The organism is Pseudomonas putida, from assembly GCA_029953615.1.
In the GTDB taxonomy this organism is placed as follows: domain Bacteria; phylum Pseudomonadota; class Gammaproteobacteria; order Pseudomonadales; family Pseudomonadaceae; genus Aquipseudomonas.
Map to the genome: position 1 here is coordinate 1,198,822 of CP124529.1, position 19,021 is coordinate 1,217,842.

The window sequence follows — 19,021 nt, forward strand, 5'->3', positions numbered from 1 at the left end:
CGCTGGGGCTGCTGCGCAGCCCTATCGCGACACAAGGCCGCTCCTACAAGGGATCGCGCTTCCCTGTAACAGCGGCTTTGTGTCGCGACGGGCCGCAAAGCGGCCCCAATGTCTCAGGTCGCGTCAGCGTGGCTCACCAGCCCTTTCACGATCACACCCACGGTCGCCAGCCCACGCCGGCACCAGCAACGCCGTCAGCACCTGTTCGAAGTTCCAGCCCAGCCCCAGCAGCGTCGCACCGCTCCACGCCCCAAGAATCGCCCCGAAGCGGCCGATCCCCAGCATCCACGATACCCCCGTGGCACGCCCCTGGGTCGGATAGAAGCGCGCCGCCAGCGACGGCATCGCCGACTGGGCGCCGTTCACGCACATGCCGGCAACCAGCACCAGCGTGGCCAGTACGGTGATATTGCCCAGGCTCTGTCCCACGGCGTAGGCGAACACCCCGGCCAGCAGGTAGAAAATGCCGATCACCTTGTGCGGATTGAAGCGGTCCATGGCCCAGCCCACGCCGACGGCACTCAGCACGCCGCCGAACTGGAACAGTGCGCCGATGAAGGCAGCCTGCTCCATGCTCGCGCCACTGTCGCGCATCAAGGTGGGCAACCAGCTGGTCAGCAGATAGACGATCACCAGGCCCATGAAGTAGGTCAGCCACAGCAGCAGAGTGCCCATGCCGTAGGTGCCGGAGAAAATCAGCGCAAACACATTGCGCGCGGCCACCGCCTTCTGCTCGGGCACGCTGAAGCTGCCCGCCTCGGCCACCACCTGCGGCGCGATGGGCGACAAGGTCTTGCGCACCTTGTCGGTACCCCGGTTGCGCACCACCAGAAACCGCGCCGACTCTGGCAGCCACACCATCAGCACCAGCGCCAGCAGCAGCGGCAGCACGCCACCGATCACCAGCAGGCTGTGCCAGCCGTAGGCCGGTATCATCTTGGCGGAAATGAATCCACCACCGGCCATGCCCAGGTTGAAGCCACAGAACATGCTGGTCACCAGCAGCGACTTGAGGCGCTCGGGGGTGTATTCAGACAACAGGGTCGTGGCATTGGGCATGCCTGCGCCAAGGCCCAGGCCGGTCAGAAAGCGCAGCACCAGCAACTGGTCGACGTTGGTGGCATAAGCCGAGGCCAGGCTGAAGCCGCCGAACACCAGCACCGCGCCCACCAGCACGCCCTTGCGGCCAAAACGGTCGGCCAACGGGCCGGAGCCGAGGGCACCGAACACCATGCCGATCAATGCCGCACTCATGACCGGGCCGAGGCTGGCACGGTCAATCCCCCACTCCTGCGACAGGGCCGGGGCGATGAAGCCCATCGCGGCGGTGTCCAGGCCATCGAGGAAGACGATCAGGAAGCACAGCAACACCACCCGCCACTGGTAGCGGGATAGCGGCTGCTGATTGATGAACGACTGGACGTCGAGGCTTTTGCCGACGTTGATTTGCGCTTGGTTCATTATTGTTATCCAGAATGGGGGCACAGCCAGGCCACTGCACGCGATCAACGGTACAGAGGACGATAGTTTGGGGGTAATGCGGCCGGCGTCAGCCTGGATACAACGATACTGCGCGCGGGTGCGGCCGCGGCAGCGAGGGGACAGTATTCATGGTAAGTGCCTCTTGGTTTTTCTTGTTCGGTCGGCGCAGCCGACCGTTGCGAGAGACATTAATCAGCGGGCGGGGGTGAAGCAATTCGCCGCGAACGACACTGTGCGTTTATCGCACAGGAAAGGGTTTTGCCTGTTCAAAATTTGAAAGGGGGGCGCTTTGCGCCCCCGGCGGGCTCAGCCAAACAACTGATGGCAAAGGTCCCGGCTAGCCGCCAGCAGGATCGGCAAGAAGCGCTGCTCCAGCTCACTGCGCGTCACCCGCCCTACATGGGTACTCACATTCAACGCCGCCAACACCTGCCCCGAAGCGTCATACACTGGAACGGCAATCGAGCGCAGCCCCTGCTCCAGCTCCTGGTCCACCACGCACCAGCCCTGGGCGCGTACCTGCTGGATACAGGCGAACAGCGACTCGGGATCATGCAAGGTACGGCTGGTTCGCGCCTTCAGGTCGGCACGTTCCAGGTATTCACGCAGGCTGGTGTCATCCATGGCCGCCAACAGAATGCGCCCCATCGATGTGCAATAGGCCGGCAGGCGTCCACCCACCGACAGGTCAACCGAAATCAGCCGCTCCACCGTGGCCGAACGGGCTATATAAAGAATGTCGTCACCTTCGAGCGTGGCCATGTTGGCCGCCTCGTGCAGCTGGTCGCTGATGCGGTCCAGGTAGGGCTGGGCAGAAATCGCCAGCGGCGTCGAGGACAGGTATGCATGCCCCAGCGTCAGCACTTTGGGTAACAGCGAATAAGTGCGCCCGTCCGTGGTGGCATAACCCAGCTTGATCAGTGTGTGCAGGCAACGGCGTACCGCCGCGCGGGGAATTTCAGTGCGGTGGCTGATCTGGGCAATGGTCAGGTGGCGCTTGCGTTCCTGGAAGGCCTGGATCACGGCCAGGCCGCGCGCCAGGGAGGTCATGAAGTCCGGGTCGCCGGTAAAGGCCTGGATGCGCTTCGCCGGCGAAGCCACGATCGGCGGTGCCAAGGCTGCCGAGACAGGCCGTGCCAGCTCTGGATTGGCCGATTCGGCATTGACGGAATCGTTGCCCAGGGTTTCGTCACTCATCGCACACCTCAAAAAAAAGCGCCCACTCGTGCGATTATCGAACAAACGGCCGATAATCGCAATTGACCGCTGACACTTTTACTTATACCTTTCTCCTGCCACTTGTGGCTTCTTTGGAGAGACTGGTCAGGTACCCACCGTAGAAGTCCCCAGGCAACGGCCTCGCCTTTTGGCGAGGCCGTTTTTCATTACACATCCGGTCAATGGCTTCGCGACTGCGATGCAGCGAACTTTTGTCGTTCTTGCCTTTCAAACTTGTACAAAAGACCCAAACTGTTGTCGGATGCACCCGTTACTTGCGTCAGGTGATGTCAGGGTCAGGTAAATAACGATGTTCGGCGAAATATCGGTTGCTATAATCGATAGCGCAGGCCCCGACGCTTCCGTGTAATGGAACCTTCCGCTGTATCAAGCGTTGCGGCCGGCAAGGCATGTGCATTCGGTACAACGCACAACAACACTCATCAAACTTGATTCAGGTACTCATGTGACGAAAGATGAACTGCGCGCGGAGCTCGAGCGCCAGGCTGAGCGTTACAAGGATGTTTACGGTGGCGAAGTCACCACTTATGCCGCACAACCGGACCCGGAACGCAAACCTTGGCGCAAGCGTGCCAGCGTGCGCGATCAGGCCTTCAGCCAGGAACTTGAACGCATGGAAAAGGAGCTGCGCAGCGACAATTCCTAGCCCCGGGACCACGCCAGCGCGTCGTCGCCCGGCCAGCCCGGGCGCGGTCGATCTTTACTGTCAGGCCGAAGATGAAATGGAATCACACAAATTTCATACGATCGTTTGAACGCTTGCGAAGCGGTTTTTTCCCCGGTTTTTTCTCGTTTTTCGCCCTGTTTTATGCCTTTTAGCACGCATTTTCCTACCCGCTCACCCTGCCGTTCATGTCGCGCTCGCATCAGGAAGATTGCCGTCGGTCTGTCGCAGATGCATCGATTGCCAAGGTTTTCTGGCATAATCCCGCCCCCCTAAGACCGCCAGACAACCTTCATGATCGAATTATTCAGCGGACTGGATGCCTGGGTACTGGTGAGCCTGCTGCTCGCCCTGACCTTCGTACTCGCCTTCGAGTTCATCAATGGCTTTCATGACACCGCCAACGCGGTAGCTACCGTCATCTATACCAAAGCCATGCCGCCGCACCTCGCCGTGTTCTTCTCCGGCGTGTTCAACTTCCTTGGCGTTCTGCTTGGCGGTGTCGGGGTGGCCTATGCCATCGTGCACCTGCTGCCAGTGGAGCTGCTGATAAATGTGAACACCGGGCACGGGCTGGCCATGGTCTTCTCGCTGCTGGCTGCGGCCATCACCTGGAACCTGGGCACCTGGTACTTCGGTATCCCCGCCTCCAGTTCGCACACCCTGATTGGCTCCATCCTTGGCGTCGGCCTGGCCAATGCCCTGATCAACGACATCCCGCTGGGCGACGGTGTCAACTGGCAGAAGGCGATCGACATCGCCATGTCGCTGGTGGTCTCGCCCATGGCCGGCTTCGCCGTTGCCGCCCTGGTGCTGATTGGCCTGAAGTGGTGGCGACCGCTGTCGAAGATGCACAAAACTCCCGAGCAGCGCCGCAAGCTCGACGACAAGAAGCACCCGCCGTTCTGGAACCGCCTGGTACTGGTGGTTTCGGCCATGGGCGTGAGCTTCGTGCACGGCTCCAACGACGGCCAGAAAGGCATCGGCCTGATCATGCTGGTGCTGATCGGCATCGTTCCGGCCAAGTTCGTCCTCGACCTGAACAGCACCACCTACCAGATCGAGCGTACCCGCGACGCCACCCTGCACATGAGCCAGTTCTATCAGCGCAACGCCGCCACCCTGGGCGAGTTCCTGGCACTGGGCAAGGCCAAGTCCAGCGACCTGCCGGAGCAGTTCAGCTGCAACCCGCAGCAGACCGAGCCGACTATTGCCGCGCTGCAGTCCTCGCTTCAGGGCGTGACCGACTACCACAGCCTGAGTGCCGACAAGCGTGTCGAAGTGCGCCGCTACCTGCTGTGCCTGGACGACACGGCGAAGAAGGTCGGCAAGCTGCCGGGCCTGGAAGCCCGTGAAAAGGCCGACCTCGAAAAACTGCGCAAAGACCTGACCGCCACCACCGAGTACGCTCCGTTCTGGGTGATCGTGGCCGTCGCCCTGGCCCTGGGCCTGGGTACCATGGTCGGTTGGAAGCGCGTTGTACTGACCGTTGGCGAGAAGATCGGCAAGCAGGGCATGACCTATGCCCAAGGCATGTCGGCGCAGATCACCGCGGCTTGCGCCATCGGCATGGCCAACATCTTCGCCCTGCCGGTGTCGACCACCCACGTGCTGTCGTCCGGTGTGGCAGGCACCATGGTCGCCAACAAGAGCGGCCTGCAGGGCGGCACCGTTAAGACCATCCTGCTGGCCTGGGTACTGACCCTGCCTGCGTCGATGGGCCTGGCGGCCGGCCTGTTCTGGCTGGCGTCCAAAGCCATTGGCTGAGTGATACCGCAATAGGAAGAAGGCGCCTCATGGGCGCCTTTTTCATAGGTGTCATTTTTGTACCGGCCCTATCGCCGGCAAGCCAGCTCCCACAGGTACTGCACCGCCCACAAGACCTGTGCAGTACCTGTGGGAGCTGGCTTGCCGGCGATAGGGCCGGTACAGGCAACCTACCTTTTCTTGCCCCCCAGCAACGACCCCATCAACCCCCGCACCAACTGTCGCCCCAACTGGTTGGCCGCCTGGCGCACCGCCGACTTGATCGCCTGCCCCGCCGCACTCTGCAAAAACTCACCGGCCTTGTCGGCAAAGCTCTCCTCATCCACCTTGGGTTGTGGCGCCGGCTCCAGCGGTTCGCCCTTGCGCTGGGTCAGCATTTCATAGGCCGATTCACGGTCCACCGGTTTGTCGTAACGCCCCGCCAGCGGCGAAGCGGCAATCAGCGCACTGCGCTCAGCCGCGCTCAACGGCCCGATACGCGACTGCGGCGGTGCTATCAGTACCCGTTGCACCATCGCAGGTGTGCCCTTTTCCTCCAGCGTCCCAACCAGCGCTTCGCCAATGCCGAGCTCGGTCAGTACCGCCAGGGTGTCGAACGCCGGGTTGGGGCGGAAGCCATCGGCCACCGCCCGTAGCGACTTTTGCTCCTTGGCAGTAAACGCCCGCAAGCCATGCTGAATGCGCAAGCCCAACTGGGCCAGCACCGCATCCGGCAAGTCCCCCGGCGACTGGGTGACGAAGTACACTCCCACGCCCTTGGAGCGGATCAGCCGCACCACCTGCTCCAGGCGATCCTGCAAGGCCTTGGGCGTATCGTTGAACAGCAAGTGCGCTTCATCGAAGAACAACGCCAGTACCGGCTTGTCGGCATCCCCCCGCTCGGGCAACTGCTCGAACAATTCGGCCAGTAGCCACAACAGGAAGGTCGCGTACACCTTGGGTGCCTCGTGCACCAAACGGCTGGCGTCCAGCAGGTGGATACGCCCACGGCCATCCGGGTCTGGCCGTAGCAGGTCCTCGAGCTGCAGGCCCGGCTCACCGAAAAGCGCCTCGGCGCCTTGCTGCTCCAGGGTCGCCAGCCGGCGCAACAAGGCCTGGGTAGAGGCCGTGGTCACCAGCGCGCTGTCTTCGCCGAGCAGTTGCGGGTTGTCCTTCAGGTGCGCGAGCAACGCCTTGAGGTCCTTGAGGTCGAGCAACAGCAGGCCTTCACGGTCCGCCACCTTGAACGCCGCATACAACGCCGCCTGTTGGCTGTCGGTCAGCTCCAGCAAGTTGCCCAGCAGCAGCGGCCCCATTTCACTAAGGGTGGTGCGCAGCGGGTGGCCGGACTGCCCGGCAATGTCCCACAAGCTCAACGGGTAAGCCTGCGGCCTGTGCCCCAGCCAGGGCATGCCGGCAATACGCTCGGCCACCTTGCCCTGCGGCGAACCAGCAGCGCCCAGGCCGCACAGGTCGCCTTTGACATCGGCCGCGAACACCGCCACCCCCGCATCACTGAACACTTCCGCCAGATGCTGCAGGGTGACGGTCTTGCCAGTACCCGTCGCGCCGGCTACCAGGCCATGGCGGTTGGCCAGCCTCATCACTTGCCCAACTGGCTGGCCATCCGGGCCTGCACCTACAACGATGGTCGAAATTTCCGACATCTCTTTAATCCTCTGCTCAAGCTTTACCTTAATTCGGCCGATACCTGTGGGTGATATTCGCCTTAATAGAGAGGGACAACCGAAAAGGGACTTTTCGGGATGTTGCATTGCTTTGCGACTCAACGCATGCAATCGCCTGATATAAAACCTTAGCGGAACCGATTACGCCATGAACAAAAGCCTTCGTTTCAGCCACAAGATTCTTTTGGCCGCCTCACTGATCGTGATACTCGCCTTCAGCCTGTTCACGCTTTACAACGATTACCTCCAGCGTAATGCGATCCGCGAAGACCTGGAAAACTATCTGGCTGAAATGGGCACCTCCACTTCGACCAACATCCGCAACCTGTTCGAAGGCCGTATCAAGCTGGTGGAAAACCTGGCACAGAACATTGCCCAGGACCCGGCCAGCGCCGAAACCCTGTTGGGCCAGGATGCCCTGATCTCGAGCTTCCTCACGGTATACGTGGGCAAGGTCGACGGTGGCTTCAGCGTGCGCCCGGACACCAAGATGCCCGACGGCTACGATCCGCGCACCCGCCCCTGGTACAAGGACGGCATGAATGCCGCCGGCGCGATTCTGACCGAGCCTTACATCGACATGGCCACCAACAAGATGGTCATCGGCATCATCGACAAGGTGTCCAGTGGTGTCGGCGTGGTCGGTGGCGACCTGGCCCTGGACGGTCTGGTGCAGATCATCAACTCGCTGAACTTCGGCGGCATGGGCTACGCCTTCCTGGTCAACGACCAGGGCAAGATCCTGGTCCACCCGGACAAGGACCTGGTGATGAAGTCGCTATCGGACCTGTTCCCACAGCACACGCCGAAACTGACCGGTGAATTGACTGAAGTGCAGAGCGATGGCCAGGCCCGCCTGCTGACCTTCACGCCAATCACCGGCCTGCCGTCGGCCAACTGGTACATCGGCCTGTCGGTGGACAAGGACAAGGCCTTCTCCATGCTCAGCAGCTTCCGCACCTCGGCGGTGATCGCCACGCTGGTGGCGGTGGTGATCATCATCGGCCTGCTCGGCCTGCTGATCCGCGTGCTGATGCAGCCGCTGCACACCATGACCCGCGCCATGGAAGACATCGCTGAAGGTGAAGGCGACCTGACCAAGCGCCTGCGCATCCACAACCACGACGAATTCGGCATCCTGGGCAGCGCCTTCAACCGTTTTGTCGAGCGTATTCACAGCTCGATCCGCGAAGTGTCCTCGGCCACGGAACAGGTCAACGAAGTGGCCCTGCGGGTCATCAGTGCCTCGAACTCGTCGATGACCAACTCCGACGAGCAGTCCAACCGCACCAACAGCGTGGCCGCCGCCATCAACGAACTGGGCGCCGCCGCTCAGGAAATTGCCGGCAACGCCGCACAGGCTTCGCAGCACGCCAGTTCGGCGCGGTTGCTCGCCGAAGAAGGGCAGCAGGTGGTGGAGCGCAACATTGCGGCGATGAACCGCCTGTCGGATCTGATCGTCACCTCCAGCGCGCACATCGAGACGCTGAACAGCAAGACCGTCAACATCGGCCAGATCCTCGAGGTGATCACCAGCATTTCCCAGCAGACCAACCTGCTGGCGCTGAACGCGGCCATCGAAGCGGCCCGTGCCGGTGAAGCCGGGCGTGGTTTTGCCGTGGTCGCCGATGAAGTACGCAACCTGGCGCATCGCACCCAGGAGTCGGCGCAGCAAGTGCAGACCATGATCGAAGAACTGCAGGTCGGCGCCCGCGAGTCGGTCGAGACCATGGACCAGAGCCAGCGTCACAGCCAGGACAGCATGCAGATCGCCAACCAGGCCGGTGAGCGGCTCGACAGCGTTACCGTACGCATCGGCGAAATCGACGGCATGAACCAGTCGGTGGCCACCGCCACCGAAGAGCAGACCGCCGTGGTCGAGGCCATCAACATGGATATCAACGAGATCAACATGCTCAACCAGGAAGGCGTGGAAAACCTGCAGGCCACCCTGCGCGCCTGCTCCGACCTGGAGCAGCAGGCCGGCCGCCTGAAGCAGCTGGTGGGCAGCTTCCGCATCTGATCTCAATCCGCGTCGCCCGCTCCCACAGGAACTGCACAGCCCCTGAGGCCTGTGTAATCCCTGTGGGAGCGGGCAAGCCCGCGAAGAAGCCCGCCCCGCTCCCCCGCCTTCCCCCGCCCCGCCCAACCCCGATAGAACAAACTATCCTTCTGATAGGTCAACCTTTAGGCGCGTCATCGCCGGCCCGCTAGCGCCGGATGACGGACCCGAAGACGATCCCGGAGGGATGCTGATCGTGCACATCGCCGACATCACCATGTTCTACGCCCCAGCCAGCGGCGGCGTACGTACCTATCTTGATGCCAAACACCACCGCCTCGACGCCATCCAGGTGCGTGCGCCACAGCTTGCTGATACCCGGTGCCAGCGCGCACCACGCCGATGGTATCTACCAGGTCCCCGCACCACCGCTGCCGTTTGGCAACGGCTACCGCTTCCCGGTACGCCTGGCGCCCTGGTGCAACGTACTGCGCAGGCTCAAGCCCGACCTGATCGAAGTCGGCGACCCCTACCTGACCGCCTGGGCGGCACTGGAAGCACGACGCAAGCTCGATGTGCCGGTGATCGGCTTCTACCATTCCGATCTGCCGCTGCTCGTCAGCAACCGCATGGGCAACTGGTTCACCCCCAATGTGGAGGCGTATGTCAGCAAGCTGTACGGCAATTTCGACCGGGTCCTGGCCCCCAGCCAGGTCATGGCCGACAAACTGCGCCGCCTGGGGGTGCGCGACGTGCACGTGCAACGCCTGGGCGTCGACCTGGCCACCTTCCACCCCAGCCAGCGCGACCCGCAGTTGCGTGCCGAACTGGGCATTGCCGACACCAGTCGCCTGCTGATCTATGCGGGCCGTGGCTCGCGGGAAAAGAACCTGCCGGTGCTGCTCGAGTGCATGCAGCACCTGGGCCACCCCTACCACTTGCTGCTGGTAGGTTCGAACATGCCCGCCAACGTGCCGCACAACGTCAGTGTGATCGATCACTTCTGCCCGGCACCGGAAGTTGCCCGCTTGATGGCCAGCGCCGACCTGCTGGTGCACGCCGGTGACCAGGAAACCTTCGGCCTGGTCATTCTCGAAGCAATGGCCAGCGCCACGCCGGTGGTGGCTGTGCGCGCCGGCGCTTTCGGCGAAATCGTCAACGACCAGTGCGGGCGCCTGTGCCGCCCCAACGATAGCAAGGCCATGGCGACGGCCGTGCAAGAGGCGTTCGAGGCCGGCGTGCGCAAGCTCGGCGCACAGGCCCGGCACCATGCCGAGCAGCATTATTCGTGGGACCACGTGGTCGCCGGCCTGCTGCAGCACTACCAGGCCGTGCTTGGCCACCAGCCGCAGGTCCGTGCCCATGGCTGAGCCACTGCCGGCCGCACGCAGCCTGATGCTGGTGCTGCACGATGTCGCGCCCGAGACCTGGCCCGATTACCAACCCTTCGTCCAGGCCGTTGACGCCATCGGCGGCATTCCCATGACCTGGCTGGTGGTGCCGGACTTCCACCACCGCAACCCGCTGCAGCGCTCGCCTACCTTCTGCCGCTTGCTCGAACGGCGCCTGGCCCAGGGTGACGAGCTTGCGCTGCACGGCTTCTACCATGCCGACAACGGCCCGCCACCGCGCACACCCACCGAGTACTTCATGCGCCGCATCTATACCCATGAAGGCGAGTTCTACACCCTCGACCAGCAGCAAGCCCTGCAACGCCTGGAACAAGGCCTGGGCCTGTTCGCCCAGCAGGGCTGGCCAGTGGCCGGCTTTGTCGCACCGGCATGGCTGATGAGCGAAGGCACACGCCAGGCACTGCGCCATCTGCCGCTGCGCTACACCAGCACACCGCAGCACCTGTACCGCCTGCCGGACTTCACCGCGATCAAGGCCCCAGGGCTGGTCTGGAGTGCCCGCAGCGCCTGGCGCCGCGGCCTGTCGCGGGTGTTGTGCGACTGGCAATGCCGGCGCTGGCGGGATGCCCACACGCTGCGACTGGGCCTGCACCCGGTGGACATGCGCCATCACGCGTCCCGCGACTATTGGCTGAATACCTTGCACATGCTACTGGCACAGGGCCGCGAGCCCCTGACCAAGTCTACCTGGCTCGACCGCCAGGCCACCGCATGAACCGCCTGGCCTGGCTGGGCCTGGCACTGCTCGGCGCCGTGCTGGTGCCGGCCCTGCTGGGAGGCAGCGAGCTGCTACCAAGGCTGCAGCGCTTCGCCCCCAGCCTGATGTTGACCCTGCTGGGCATGATCCTGCTGTGCTGGGTCATCAACGCCATTCGCCTGCGCCTGCTGCTCGGCCAGCAAGGGGCAAGGCTTGGGCGCATGCGCAGCCTGGGTGTGGTGATGGCCACCGAGTTCGCCATCTGCACCACCCCCGGCGGCAGCGGCGGCCCATTGACCCTGATGGCCCTGCTGGCACGCGACCGTATCGGCCCGGCGCGCAGCGGCGCGGTGTTTGCCATGGACCAGCTGAACGACCTGGTGTTCTTTTTCTGCGCGATGCTGGCGATTGCCGGCTATGCGCTGTTTCACAGCCTGGGGCGCAGCCAGGAAAGCATGTTGCTGGGTAGCGCGTTGCTGCTGTGCACGGCACTGACCGGGGTGATCGGCCTGCTGCGCTACCGGCGCACGGTGATGCGTGTGAACGGCAGGTTGCTGCGCCGTCTGGGCATGAGCCCCCAGCGCAAACGCCGCTGGGCGCGCAAATTGCTGCATTTCATCAATGCGCTGGCGCAGACCTGGCGCCTGCCCAAGCGCACGCTGACCCTGGTGTTCACCCTGACCTGTGCCCACTGGGGCCTGCGCTACAGCGTGTTGTACCTGGTATTGAGGGGGTTGGGGGGCAGGGGGGGTGTTGTACCTGGTATTGAGGGGGTTGGGGGTAGACCTGGCGTGGATACCCAGCTTTCTGGTGCAGATGCTGTCGCTCAGTGCCGGCCAATTCAGCCTGCTGCCTGGCGGCGCCGGTGCCGCAGAGCTGACGTCGGCCAGCCTGCTGACGCCACTGGTGGGCAGTTCGACCGCGGCTGCGGCGGTCCTGATATGGCGGGCGGTCACTTACTACTTTTATCTGCTGGCGGGTGGGCCGGTGTTCGTATGCCTGTTGGGGCGCCCGTTGCTGGAGCGCTGGCGGCGTCAGGCGGGTTGAGCTGCTGCCACAGTTCGGCGGCACCGGGGAAGTCGGTGCCGTCGGTATCGACCAGGGCTTCGGGGTCGTAGCGGGCCAGGCAGCCTTCGCCGAGGGTGGGTGGGGGTGAGGCGGTGGGTTGGTTGCGCTGCTTGGTCATCGGCCTACCGCTTAGATTGCTGGGGGCGCGTCGCGCCCCTTTCGCCGGCAAGCCAGCTCCCACACCGACCGCATCGCTCCCCAAGCCATGTGCTATCCCTGTGGGAGCTGGCTTGCCGGCGATGGGCTGCAAAGCAGCCCCGAGATCTCACAGGCAACCGGACCTGTCAGTCAAACACCACAGTCTTGTTGCCATGCACCAGCACCCGGTCTTCCAGGTGATAACGCAGGCCACGGGCCAGCACCATCTTTTCCACATCACGGCCAAAGCGGACCATGTCGTCGATGCTGTCGGCATGGCTGACACGCACCACGTCCTGCTCGATGATCGGGCCGGCGTCCAGCTCTTCGGTGACATAGTGGCAGGTCGCGCCGATCAGCTTCACACCACGCAGGGCAGCCTGGTGATACGGCTTGGCGCCGACGAACGACGGCAGGAAACTGTGGTGGATGTTGATCACCTTTTCAGCATAGTCCTGGCACAGCTGCGGCGGCAGGATCTGCATGTAGCGGGCCAGCACCACCACGTCGGCGGCGTGCTCCTGCACCAGGCGCGACACTTCGGCAAAGGCCGGGGCTTTGTCCTTGGGGTCGACCGGTACATGGAAGAAAGGAATACCGTGCCACTCGACCATGCTGCGCAGGTCGTTGTGGTTGGAGATCACGCAAGGGATCTCGCAATCCAGCTCATCGGTGTGCCAGCGGTGCAGCAGGTCGGCCAGGCAGTGCGACTCGCGGCTGGCCATCAGCACCACGCGTTTTTTCTGCGCCGAGTCGGTAATGCGCCAGGTCATGGAGAACTCTTCGGCGATCGGCGCAAACGCCTCGCGGAAGGCTTCGATACCGAATGGCAGCGATTCGGCGCGGATTTCATGGCGCATGAAGAACCAACCGCTCTGCTCATCGGAGTGGTGGCTGGCTTCGTTGATCCAGCCATTGTACAAGGCCAGGAAATTACTGACTTTCGCCACGATGCCAACACGGTCGGGGCAGGCGATCACCAGACGATAGGTGCGCATGAATGAGACTCCAGAACTTCGCAAAGGCGCTCATTCTAGCGGCCCGCCAGGAAAAACGCAGTAATGATCGCTGCAGCCGTGGCCCGGGGCGCTGGCGAGATGAAATGCCGTCACACGCTGACAGACATGACGAAATGCCAGGTTAATTGTAAATTTTTGTTCACCCAGAGAAATATTGTCACAGCTTAATTAACAGTTCATTGCCCAACAATATGTTTACTTGCGAGTATCGCCTGTCTATTATTGGCCCACACATTTCTGACACGCATTAAGGAACACTCCATGTCCCTGATCAACGAGTACCGCGCTACCGAAGAAGCCATCAAGGAACTTCAGGCCCGCCTGGCCAACCTGTCGCAGGATGACAAGCTGAAGAAAGAACTGGAGTTCGAAGGCAAACTGCGCACACTGATGGGCGAGTACTCCAAGTCGCTGCGCGACGTGATTGCCCTGCTCGACCCGGATTCGAAACTGAGCAAGGCCCCTCGTGGTGCGGTCAAGACTACCGCCACCAAGCGTGCGCGCAAGGTCAAGCAATACAAGAACCCGCACAACAATGAAGTGATCGAAACCAAAGGCGGCAACCACAAGACCCTGAAAGAGTGGAAAGCCAAGTGGGGTGGCGATGTGGTTGAAAGCTGGGCAACCCTGCTGGACTGATTGTCCGCATACGCCTTTGCTTATCGCAACGAAAACGCCGGCACATTGCCGGCGTTTTCGTTTGTCGGTGTTTGTATCGGTGCTCAGCCAACTGCAAACTGTGCCTGCAATTGCCGGGCATGCACCTGCCAGGCCTCCAGCACACGCCGCCCCGCCTCGTCGGCGCTCTCCCAGGCCTGCTGCCGCGCCTGTTCAAAGTCGCCCAGCGTATTCGGCGCCCCCCACTGCGGGTCGCTCAGGCGTTGCTGGCAGAAGCTGAACCAGCGTTGCCGCTCTTCACCGGTCAGGGTCTCGGGGAAGTTGCGCGCCCGATAGCGGAACAACAGTTCAGGCAAGCGCGGATCATCGAACATCCACTGCCCTCGGCCCAACTGCGCCGGTTCCAGTGCGCGAACTTGCTCGCATAAGCGGCGGTCACGGTCCCCCAGAAAACCGTCATACAACTGTTGTTCCGGGTCTTCGCTCGGGACGAAATCCTCCTTGCCGTAGATGTGTTCCAGCTTGTCTTGCCATTGCGCTTGTTGCCTGGCCAATTCTTCGCCGCGCATTTGTAACAACGTCAAGTCCAGGCCCAACCGTTGTTGATCAACCGGGCGCAATACCGAGAGTGGCGCCACTACCGGGCAGCGATTGATCTGCACCAGTTTGAGCGGCACCGGTAATTCGCCCTCGGTCAGTTCTTCATGGCGGGTATACAAACGCTGCCGTAAAACTTCAGCACTTTCCCGTAGTAACGGTAGGGTTTCCTGATGCAGGTCGCACACAATCAATGCATTGCGATTGCGCGGGTGCCAGGCCAATGGCAATACGACACCAATGTAATTGCGTGCCGCCGAAAAACGCCCGGATATATGCACCAGTGGTTGCAACAAACGGATCTGCTCCATCACTTTGTGCTTGCTGCGCAACTGGAACAGCCAGTCATACAATTTGGGCTGTTTCTGCCGGATCAGACGGGCCAGGGCGATGGTGGCCCGCACGTCGGAAAGCGCTTCGTGGGCGTGCCCATGGTCGATGCCATTGGCCTTGCTCAGCAGTTCCAGGCGCAGGCTGGTGCGCCCGTCCTGTTGCGGCCAGTGGATGCCGTCCGGGCGCAACGCATAGGCCGTGCGCACGATGTCGATCAAGTCCCAGCGGCTATTGCCGCCCTGCCACTCTCGGGCATAAGGGTCGAAAAAGTTACGGTACAGGCTGTAGCGGGTCACTTCGTCGTCGAAACGCAGGGTGTTGTAGCCGGCACCACAGGTACCTGGGTGCGCCAGTTGTGCGTGCACCCGGGTCATGAACTCGGCTTCGCACAGGCCCTGCTCGGCCAGCAGTTGGGGGGTAATGCCGGTCACCAGGCAAGCGGCCGGGTGCGGCAGGATATCGTCGGAGGGCCGGCAATAAAGGCTGATCGGCTCGTCGATTTCGTTGAGATCGAAGTCGGTGCGCACGCCTGCCACCTGCAGCGGCCGGTCGCAGCGCGGGTTGATGCCGGTGGTTTCGTAGTCGTGCCAGAAAATGCTGGAGGTCACGGGGTCGTCCTGTATCGAGGTCGACCCGATTCTAGCGCGATTGCGGCGCGACTCCAGCGAGCTGTGCTGGTGGGGCTCAGCAGGCTCAGACGGAAGCGTTGGCAGGACGGAAACTGAAATAGTCTCGCAACGAGCAGACGAATTCTTCGTACTCGCGCGGTGTCTGCAGCAGCATGAAGCCCGAATCGTAGTGCCCGGGCGTCTGGTCTTCGCGGCACCACAGGCAACTGGCGGTGAGGTTGACGAACTGATACCCGCCACCGACCAGCGGCAGGCGCAATTGCAGTTCGTAGTCGGGCCCTACCAGTACAGGCAGCTGGCTGATCAGCATCAGCCCGTCTTCGGAGGCGTTGCCCAACTGGCCGATAGCCTGACCGGTCAAGCGGTTGAACACCTTGAGAACACAAGGCAGCTGATGGCGTTCGATGTGGCGCTTGTTGAACATGATCGCAGGTGCAGTCCGTATCCGATGCCAGGAATACGTGGAACTGGCGGTTGTTGTAACATCTGAGTTACAGATTAGCGCAGCGCGCGCGGCAAATCCCGTGAAATTAATCACACCTTGGCGTTAACGCCAAGGTGCGGCACTCACCGGGTTGGCCACGGCGGCTTCGGTGCTGCGCAGATGGCCGAGCTTCTCCAGGGTCTGCAGGCGCGCCTGGGCGCGATAGGCATACTCATTACCCGGGTATTGCTGGATCAGGTACTGGTATGTCTGCGCGGCATCCACGTACAAGGCCTGGCGCTCCAGGCACTGACCGCGCAGCAGCGCCACTTCGGGGTGGATGAACGGTCGCGCACGGCTGGTGCGGTCGACCTGGGACAGCTCGAGCATGACCCGTGCGCAATCGCCACGGTCGTAGGCGCGGTAGGCATTGTTCAGGTGGTGGTCCATGGACCAGCGGGTGCAGCCGACGGCGCTGGCCGCCAGGGCTAAAACGATCAGGGCTCGCATGGGGGTCTCCTTTGATGCCAGTGTATCGGCCTTTGCCGGCAAATCTTCACACCCTTTTGCAAGGATACCCTGCCCGTTCAAATGCCACCCTGCCTTGGTCGCAGGTAGTGCAACGGAACAATGACTACAGCGTAATTGAGGAGTAGCCTTTCGCTGCGCTTCACTATAGGAGTCTGTGCATGAGCATCCGCCGTACCAAAATCGTCGCCACCCTTGGCCCCGCCAGCAACTCGCCGGAAGTGATCGAACAGCTGATCCTCGCCGGCCTGGATGTGGCACGCCTGAACTTCTCCCACGGCACTCCGGACGAGCACAAGGCCCGCGCGCGCCTGATCCGAGACATCGCCGCCAAGAACGGCCGCCATGTTGCACTGCTGGGCGACCTGCAGGGTCCGAAGATCCGCATCGCCAAGTTCGCCAACAAGCGCATCGAATTGAAGATCGGTGACAAGTTCACCTTCTCCACCGCCCACCCGCTGACCGAAGGCAACCAGGACATCGTCGGTATCGACTACCCCGACCTGGTCAAGGACTGCGGCGTTGGTGACGAATTGCTGCTCGACGATGGCCGTGTGGTCATGCGCGTCGAAACCGCCACCGCAGACGCCCTGCACTGCGTGGTCATCATCGGTGGCCCGCTGTCGGACCACAAAGGCATCAACCGTAAAGGCGGCGGCCTGACCGCACCGGCCCTGACCGAGAAAGACAAGGCCGACATCAAGCTGGCTGCGGAAATGGACCTGGACTACCTGGCCGTGTCCTTCCCGCGTGACGCCAGCGACATGGAATACGCACGCAAGCTGCGTGACGAAGCCGGCGGCAGTGCCTGGCTGGTGGCCAAGATCGAGCGTGCCGAAGCCGTTGCCGACGACGAGACCCTCGACAAGCTGATCCTCGCCTCCGACGCCGTCATGGTCGCCCGTGGCGACCTGGGCGTGGAAATCGGAGACGCCGAGCTGATCGCCATCCAGAAGAAGATCATCCAGCACGCCCGCCGCAACAACAAGGCGGTGATCGTGGCGACCCAGATGATGGAGTCGATGATCCAGAACCCGATGCCGACCCGCGCCGAAGTGTCCGACGTGGCCAACGCCGTGCTGGACAACACCGATGCGGTGATGCTGTCGGCCGAAAGCGCCGCCGGCTCTTACCCGATCGAAGCCGTCCAGGCCATGGCCCGCATCTGCCTGGGTGCCGAAAAGCACCCGACCAGCCAGAAGTCCAGCCACCGCCTGCACACCACCTTCGAGCGTTGCGACGAAAGCATCGCCCTGGCGGCCATGTACACCGCCAACCACTTCCCGGGCGTGAAGGCGATCATCGCCCTGACCGAGAGTGGCTACACCCCGCTGATCATGTCGCGCCTGCGTTCGCACGTGCCGATCTTCGCCCTGTCGCCGCACCGCGCCACCCAGGCCCGTGCAAACATGTTCCGTGGCGTCTACCCGATTGCCTTCGACCCGGCCTCGCTGCCGGCCGACAAGGTGAGCCAGGCAGCGGTCGACGAACTGCTCAAGCGTGGCCTGGTGGAACAAGGTGACTGGGTAATCCTGACCAAGGGTGACAGCTACCACACCATCGGTGGCACCAATGGCATGAAGATCCTGCATGTGGGTGATCCGCTGGTCGGTTGATCTGCTCCAGAGGGGGCCGCTCTGCGGCCCTTCGCGGGCACGCCCGCTCCCACAGGATTCGCGCCAAGCTTGAGGCTGCGCTGTACCTGTGAGAGCGGGCGTGCCCGCGAAAGGCCCGGCACAATCAACACAAATGCCTCAGGCATGCTCGACAAACACATCGGCAAACACTTGCCCTCGCGGCACCCCGGCAATGAACAGCCGCCGGGCAAACCGCTCGACACTCCCCGGCGCCCCGCACACCAGCGCTACCGTCTGGCGCGATGACGGCCGCAAACCGGCCAACGCCTCATCCAGCTGCTCCGCCAGTACCAGTTCGACATTCACATCCGCCATCTCCCGCAACGCCTCGGCCAGATAATGCCCGGCGCCCTCGCGCGCCACATGCATGACCCTGATTTCCCCCTGGTGCCCCTGCCGCAGCGCCTCGCGCAAGATGCCCCACAATGGCGCCAGCCCGGTCCCCGCCGCCAGCAACCACAGCGGCCGCTGCTGCCAGTCCGGGTCGTAATGCAAGGCACCGCCCCTGAGCTCGCCCAGGCGCAACACATCACCCAGCTGCAGGCCACGGGCCTTGTCACAAAAGGCGCCGGGGCGCTGGCAGTCGATATGAAACTCGAGGAAATCATCTTCGCCCGGCAGGCTGGCCAAGGAGTAAGGCCGCGCTACCACGCCACTCCACAGCACCACATGCTGCCCCGCCTGGTAACGTATTGCCCGCTCGGGCCGCAACCGCACGCGCAGCACATCGCCGAACCAGTCCAGTGCGCAGACCTGCGCCGGCACGCCATCCTGCAGCGGGTCGAACAGCGCCACGCGCAGGTCCTCGACTACCCGGCACTGGCAGGCCAGGCGCCAGCCCTGGGCATGCTTGTCCTGCGCCAGGGCATCGGGCATGGCATCCCGCGGTTGGCCCGCCAGGCAGTGCACCAGGCAGGCATGGCAACTGCCGGCGCGGCAGCTGTAAGGCACGTTGAGCCCGGCTTCATTCAAGGCATCGAGCAGGTTGCTGCCGGTCGGCACCGCCCAGCGGCGCTCGCCCACGCAAAGTTCGGGCATGTTCTGCTATCTCTTCCAGCTGTTGATTTTCTGGGGGCGCTTTGCGCCCCATCCGCCGGCAA

14 protein-coding genes and 3 pseudogenes are annotated in these 19,021 nt (G+C 62.8%); 8 read left to right on the forward strand and 9 right to left on the reverse strand.

Annotated elements, in window-relative coordinates; translation table 11 throughout:
• Positions 1-113: 113 nt before the first annotated feature.
• Together QIY50_05480 and pcaR are read right to left on the reverse strand one after the other, a co-directional pair.
• Positions 114-1,461: pseudogene (locus QIY50_05480) on the reverse strand (MFS transporter).
• Positions 1,462-1,788: 327 nt separating this feature from the next.
• Entirely contained in the window at positions 1,789-2,679 is an 891-nt protein-coding gene (gene pcaR / locus QIY50_05485; protein ID WGV21685.1) for a pca regulon transcriptional regulator PcaR, read from the reverse strand.
• Between the two features lie 487 nt (positions 2,680-3,166).
• Between pcaR and QIY50_05490 the strand changes: the two genes are divergently transcribed.
• Positions 3,167-3,367: a hypothetical protein gene (locus QIY50_05490; GenBank protein ID WGV21686.1), complete on the forward strand. Its 201-nt coding sequence runs from the start codon at positions 3,167-3,169 to the stop codon at positions 3,365-3,367.
• A gap of 312 nt (positions 3,368-3,679) precedes the next feature.
• Positions 3,680-5,152 carry an inorganic phosphate transporter gene (locus QIY50_05495; GenBank protein ID WGV21687.1) on the forward strand — a complete coding sequence of 491 codons (1,473 nt, stop codon included), beginning with the start codon at positions 3,680-3,682 and terminating at the stop codon, positions 5,150-5,152.
• Between the two features lie 170 nt (positions 5,153-5,322).
• Here the strand turns inward: QIY50_05495 and QIY50_05500 are convergent, their stop codons facing one another.
• The gene (locus QIY50_05500; GenBank protein WGV21688.1) at positions 5,323-6,798 is read right to left on the reverse strand and encodes a DUF853 family protein; all 1,476 of its coding nucleotides are present in this window, start codon (positions 6,796-6,798) and stop codon (positions 5,323-5,325) included.
• A 169-nt stretch (positions 6,799-6,967) separates the two neighbouring features.
• Here QIY50_05500 and QIY50_05505 point away from each other — a divergent pair, with 169 nt between their 5' ends.
• From QIY50_05505 to QIY50_05520, 4 genes and pseudogenes are all read left to right on the forward strand, one after another.
• Positions 6,968-8,842, forward strand: coding sequence for a methyl-accepting chemotaxis protein (locus QIY50_05505; GenBank protein ID WGV21689.1), 1,875 nt, complete (start codon positions 6,968-6,970; stop codon positions 8,840-8,842).
• 226 nt (positions 8,843-9,068) lie between these two features.
• Positions 9,069-10,191, forward strand: a pseudogene (locus QIY50_05510) (glycosyltransferase family 1 protein).
• Complete coding sequence (locus QIY50_05515) at positions 10,184-10,948, forward strand: DUF2334 domain-containing protein (GenBank protein WGV21690.1); 765 nt, start codon at positions 10,184-10,186, stop codon at positions 10,946-10,948. Before QIY50_05510 ends, QIY50_05515 begins: the two are co-directional and overlap by 8 nt.
• Positions 10,945-11,977, forward strand: a pseudogene (locus QIY50_05520) (lysylphosphatidylglycerol synthase transmembrane domain-containing protein). Before QIY50_05515 ends, QIY50_05520 begins: the two are co-directional and overlap by 4 nt.
• On the opposite strand, the gene QIY50_05525 reads toward QIY50_05520, so the two are convergent.
• Together QIY50_05525 and purU are read right to left on the reverse strand one after the other, a co-directional pair.
• A complete protein-coding gene (locus tag QIY50_05525; GenBank protein ID WGV21691.1) occupies positions 11,883-12,116 on the reverse strand; it encodes a hypothetical protein in 234 nt (77 codons plus the stop codon). The pseudogene QIY50_05520 and the gene QIY50_05525 sit on opposite strands and share 95 nt — an antisense overlap.
• Before the next feature lie 166 nt (positions 12,117-12,282).
• Positions 12,283-13,134: a formyltetrahydrofolate deformylase gene (gene purU, locus QIY50_05530; GenBank protein ID WGV21692.1), complete on the reverse strand. Its 852-nt coding sequence runs from the start codon at positions 13,132-13,134 to the stop codon at positions 12,283-12,285.
• Positions 13,135-13,416: 282 nt separating this feature from the next.
• Here purU and QIY50_05535 point away from each other — a divergent pair, with 282 nt between their 5' ends.
• Positions 13,417-13,794: a DNA binding protein gene (locus tag QIY50_05535; protein ID WGV21693.1), complete on the forward strand. Its 378-nt coding sequence runs from the start codon at positions 13,417-13,419 to the stop codon at positions 13,792-13,794.
• Positions 13,795-13,877: 83 nt separating this feature from the next.
• Here QIY50_05535 and sbcB read toward each other — a convergent pair whose 3' ends face one another.
• The 3 genes from sbcB to QIY50_05550 all read right to left on the reverse strand — a co-directional run bounded on the left by sbcB (position 13,878) and on the right by QIY50_05550 (position 16,266).
• Positions 13,878-15,311, reverse strand: a complete 1,434-nt coding sequence (gene sbcB / locus QIY50_05540; GenBank protein WGV21694.1) for an exodeoxyribonuclease I — start codon at positions 15,309-15,311, stop codon at positions 13,878-13,880.
• Positions 15,312-15,396: 85 nt separating this feature from the next.
• On the reverse strand, positions 15,397-15,756 hold the full coding sequence (locus QIY50_05545) for a PilZ domain-containing protein (protein ID WGV21695.1): 360 nt from the start codon (positions 15,754-15,756) through the stop codon (positions 15,397-15,399).
• A 123-nt stretch (positions 15,757-15,879) separates the two neighbouring features.
• Positions 15,880-16,266, reverse strand: a complete 387-nt coding sequence (locus QIY50_05550; protein ID WGV21696.1) for a tetratricopeptide repeat protein — start codon at positions 16,264-16,266, stop codon at positions 15,880-15,882.
• Between the two features lie 179 nt (positions 16,267-16,445).
• Between QIY50_05550 and pyk the strand changes: the two genes are divergently transcribed.
• The gene (gene pyk, locus QIY50_05555) at positions 16,446-17,900 is read left to right on the forward strand and encodes a pyruvate kinase (GenBank protein ID WGV21697.1); all 1,455 of its coding nucleotides are present in this window, start codon (positions 16,446-16,448) and stop codon (positions 17,898-17,900) included.
• 138 nt (positions 17,901-18,038) lie between these two features.
• Here pyk and QIY50_05560 read toward each other — a convergent pair whose 3' ends face one another.
• Entirely contained in the window at positions 18,039-18,959 is a 921-nt protein-coding gene (locus QIY50_05560; GenBank protein WGV21698.1) for an iron-sulfur-binding ferredoxin reductase, read from the reverse strand.
• Between the last annotated feature and the right edge of the window lie 62 nt (positions 18,960-19,021).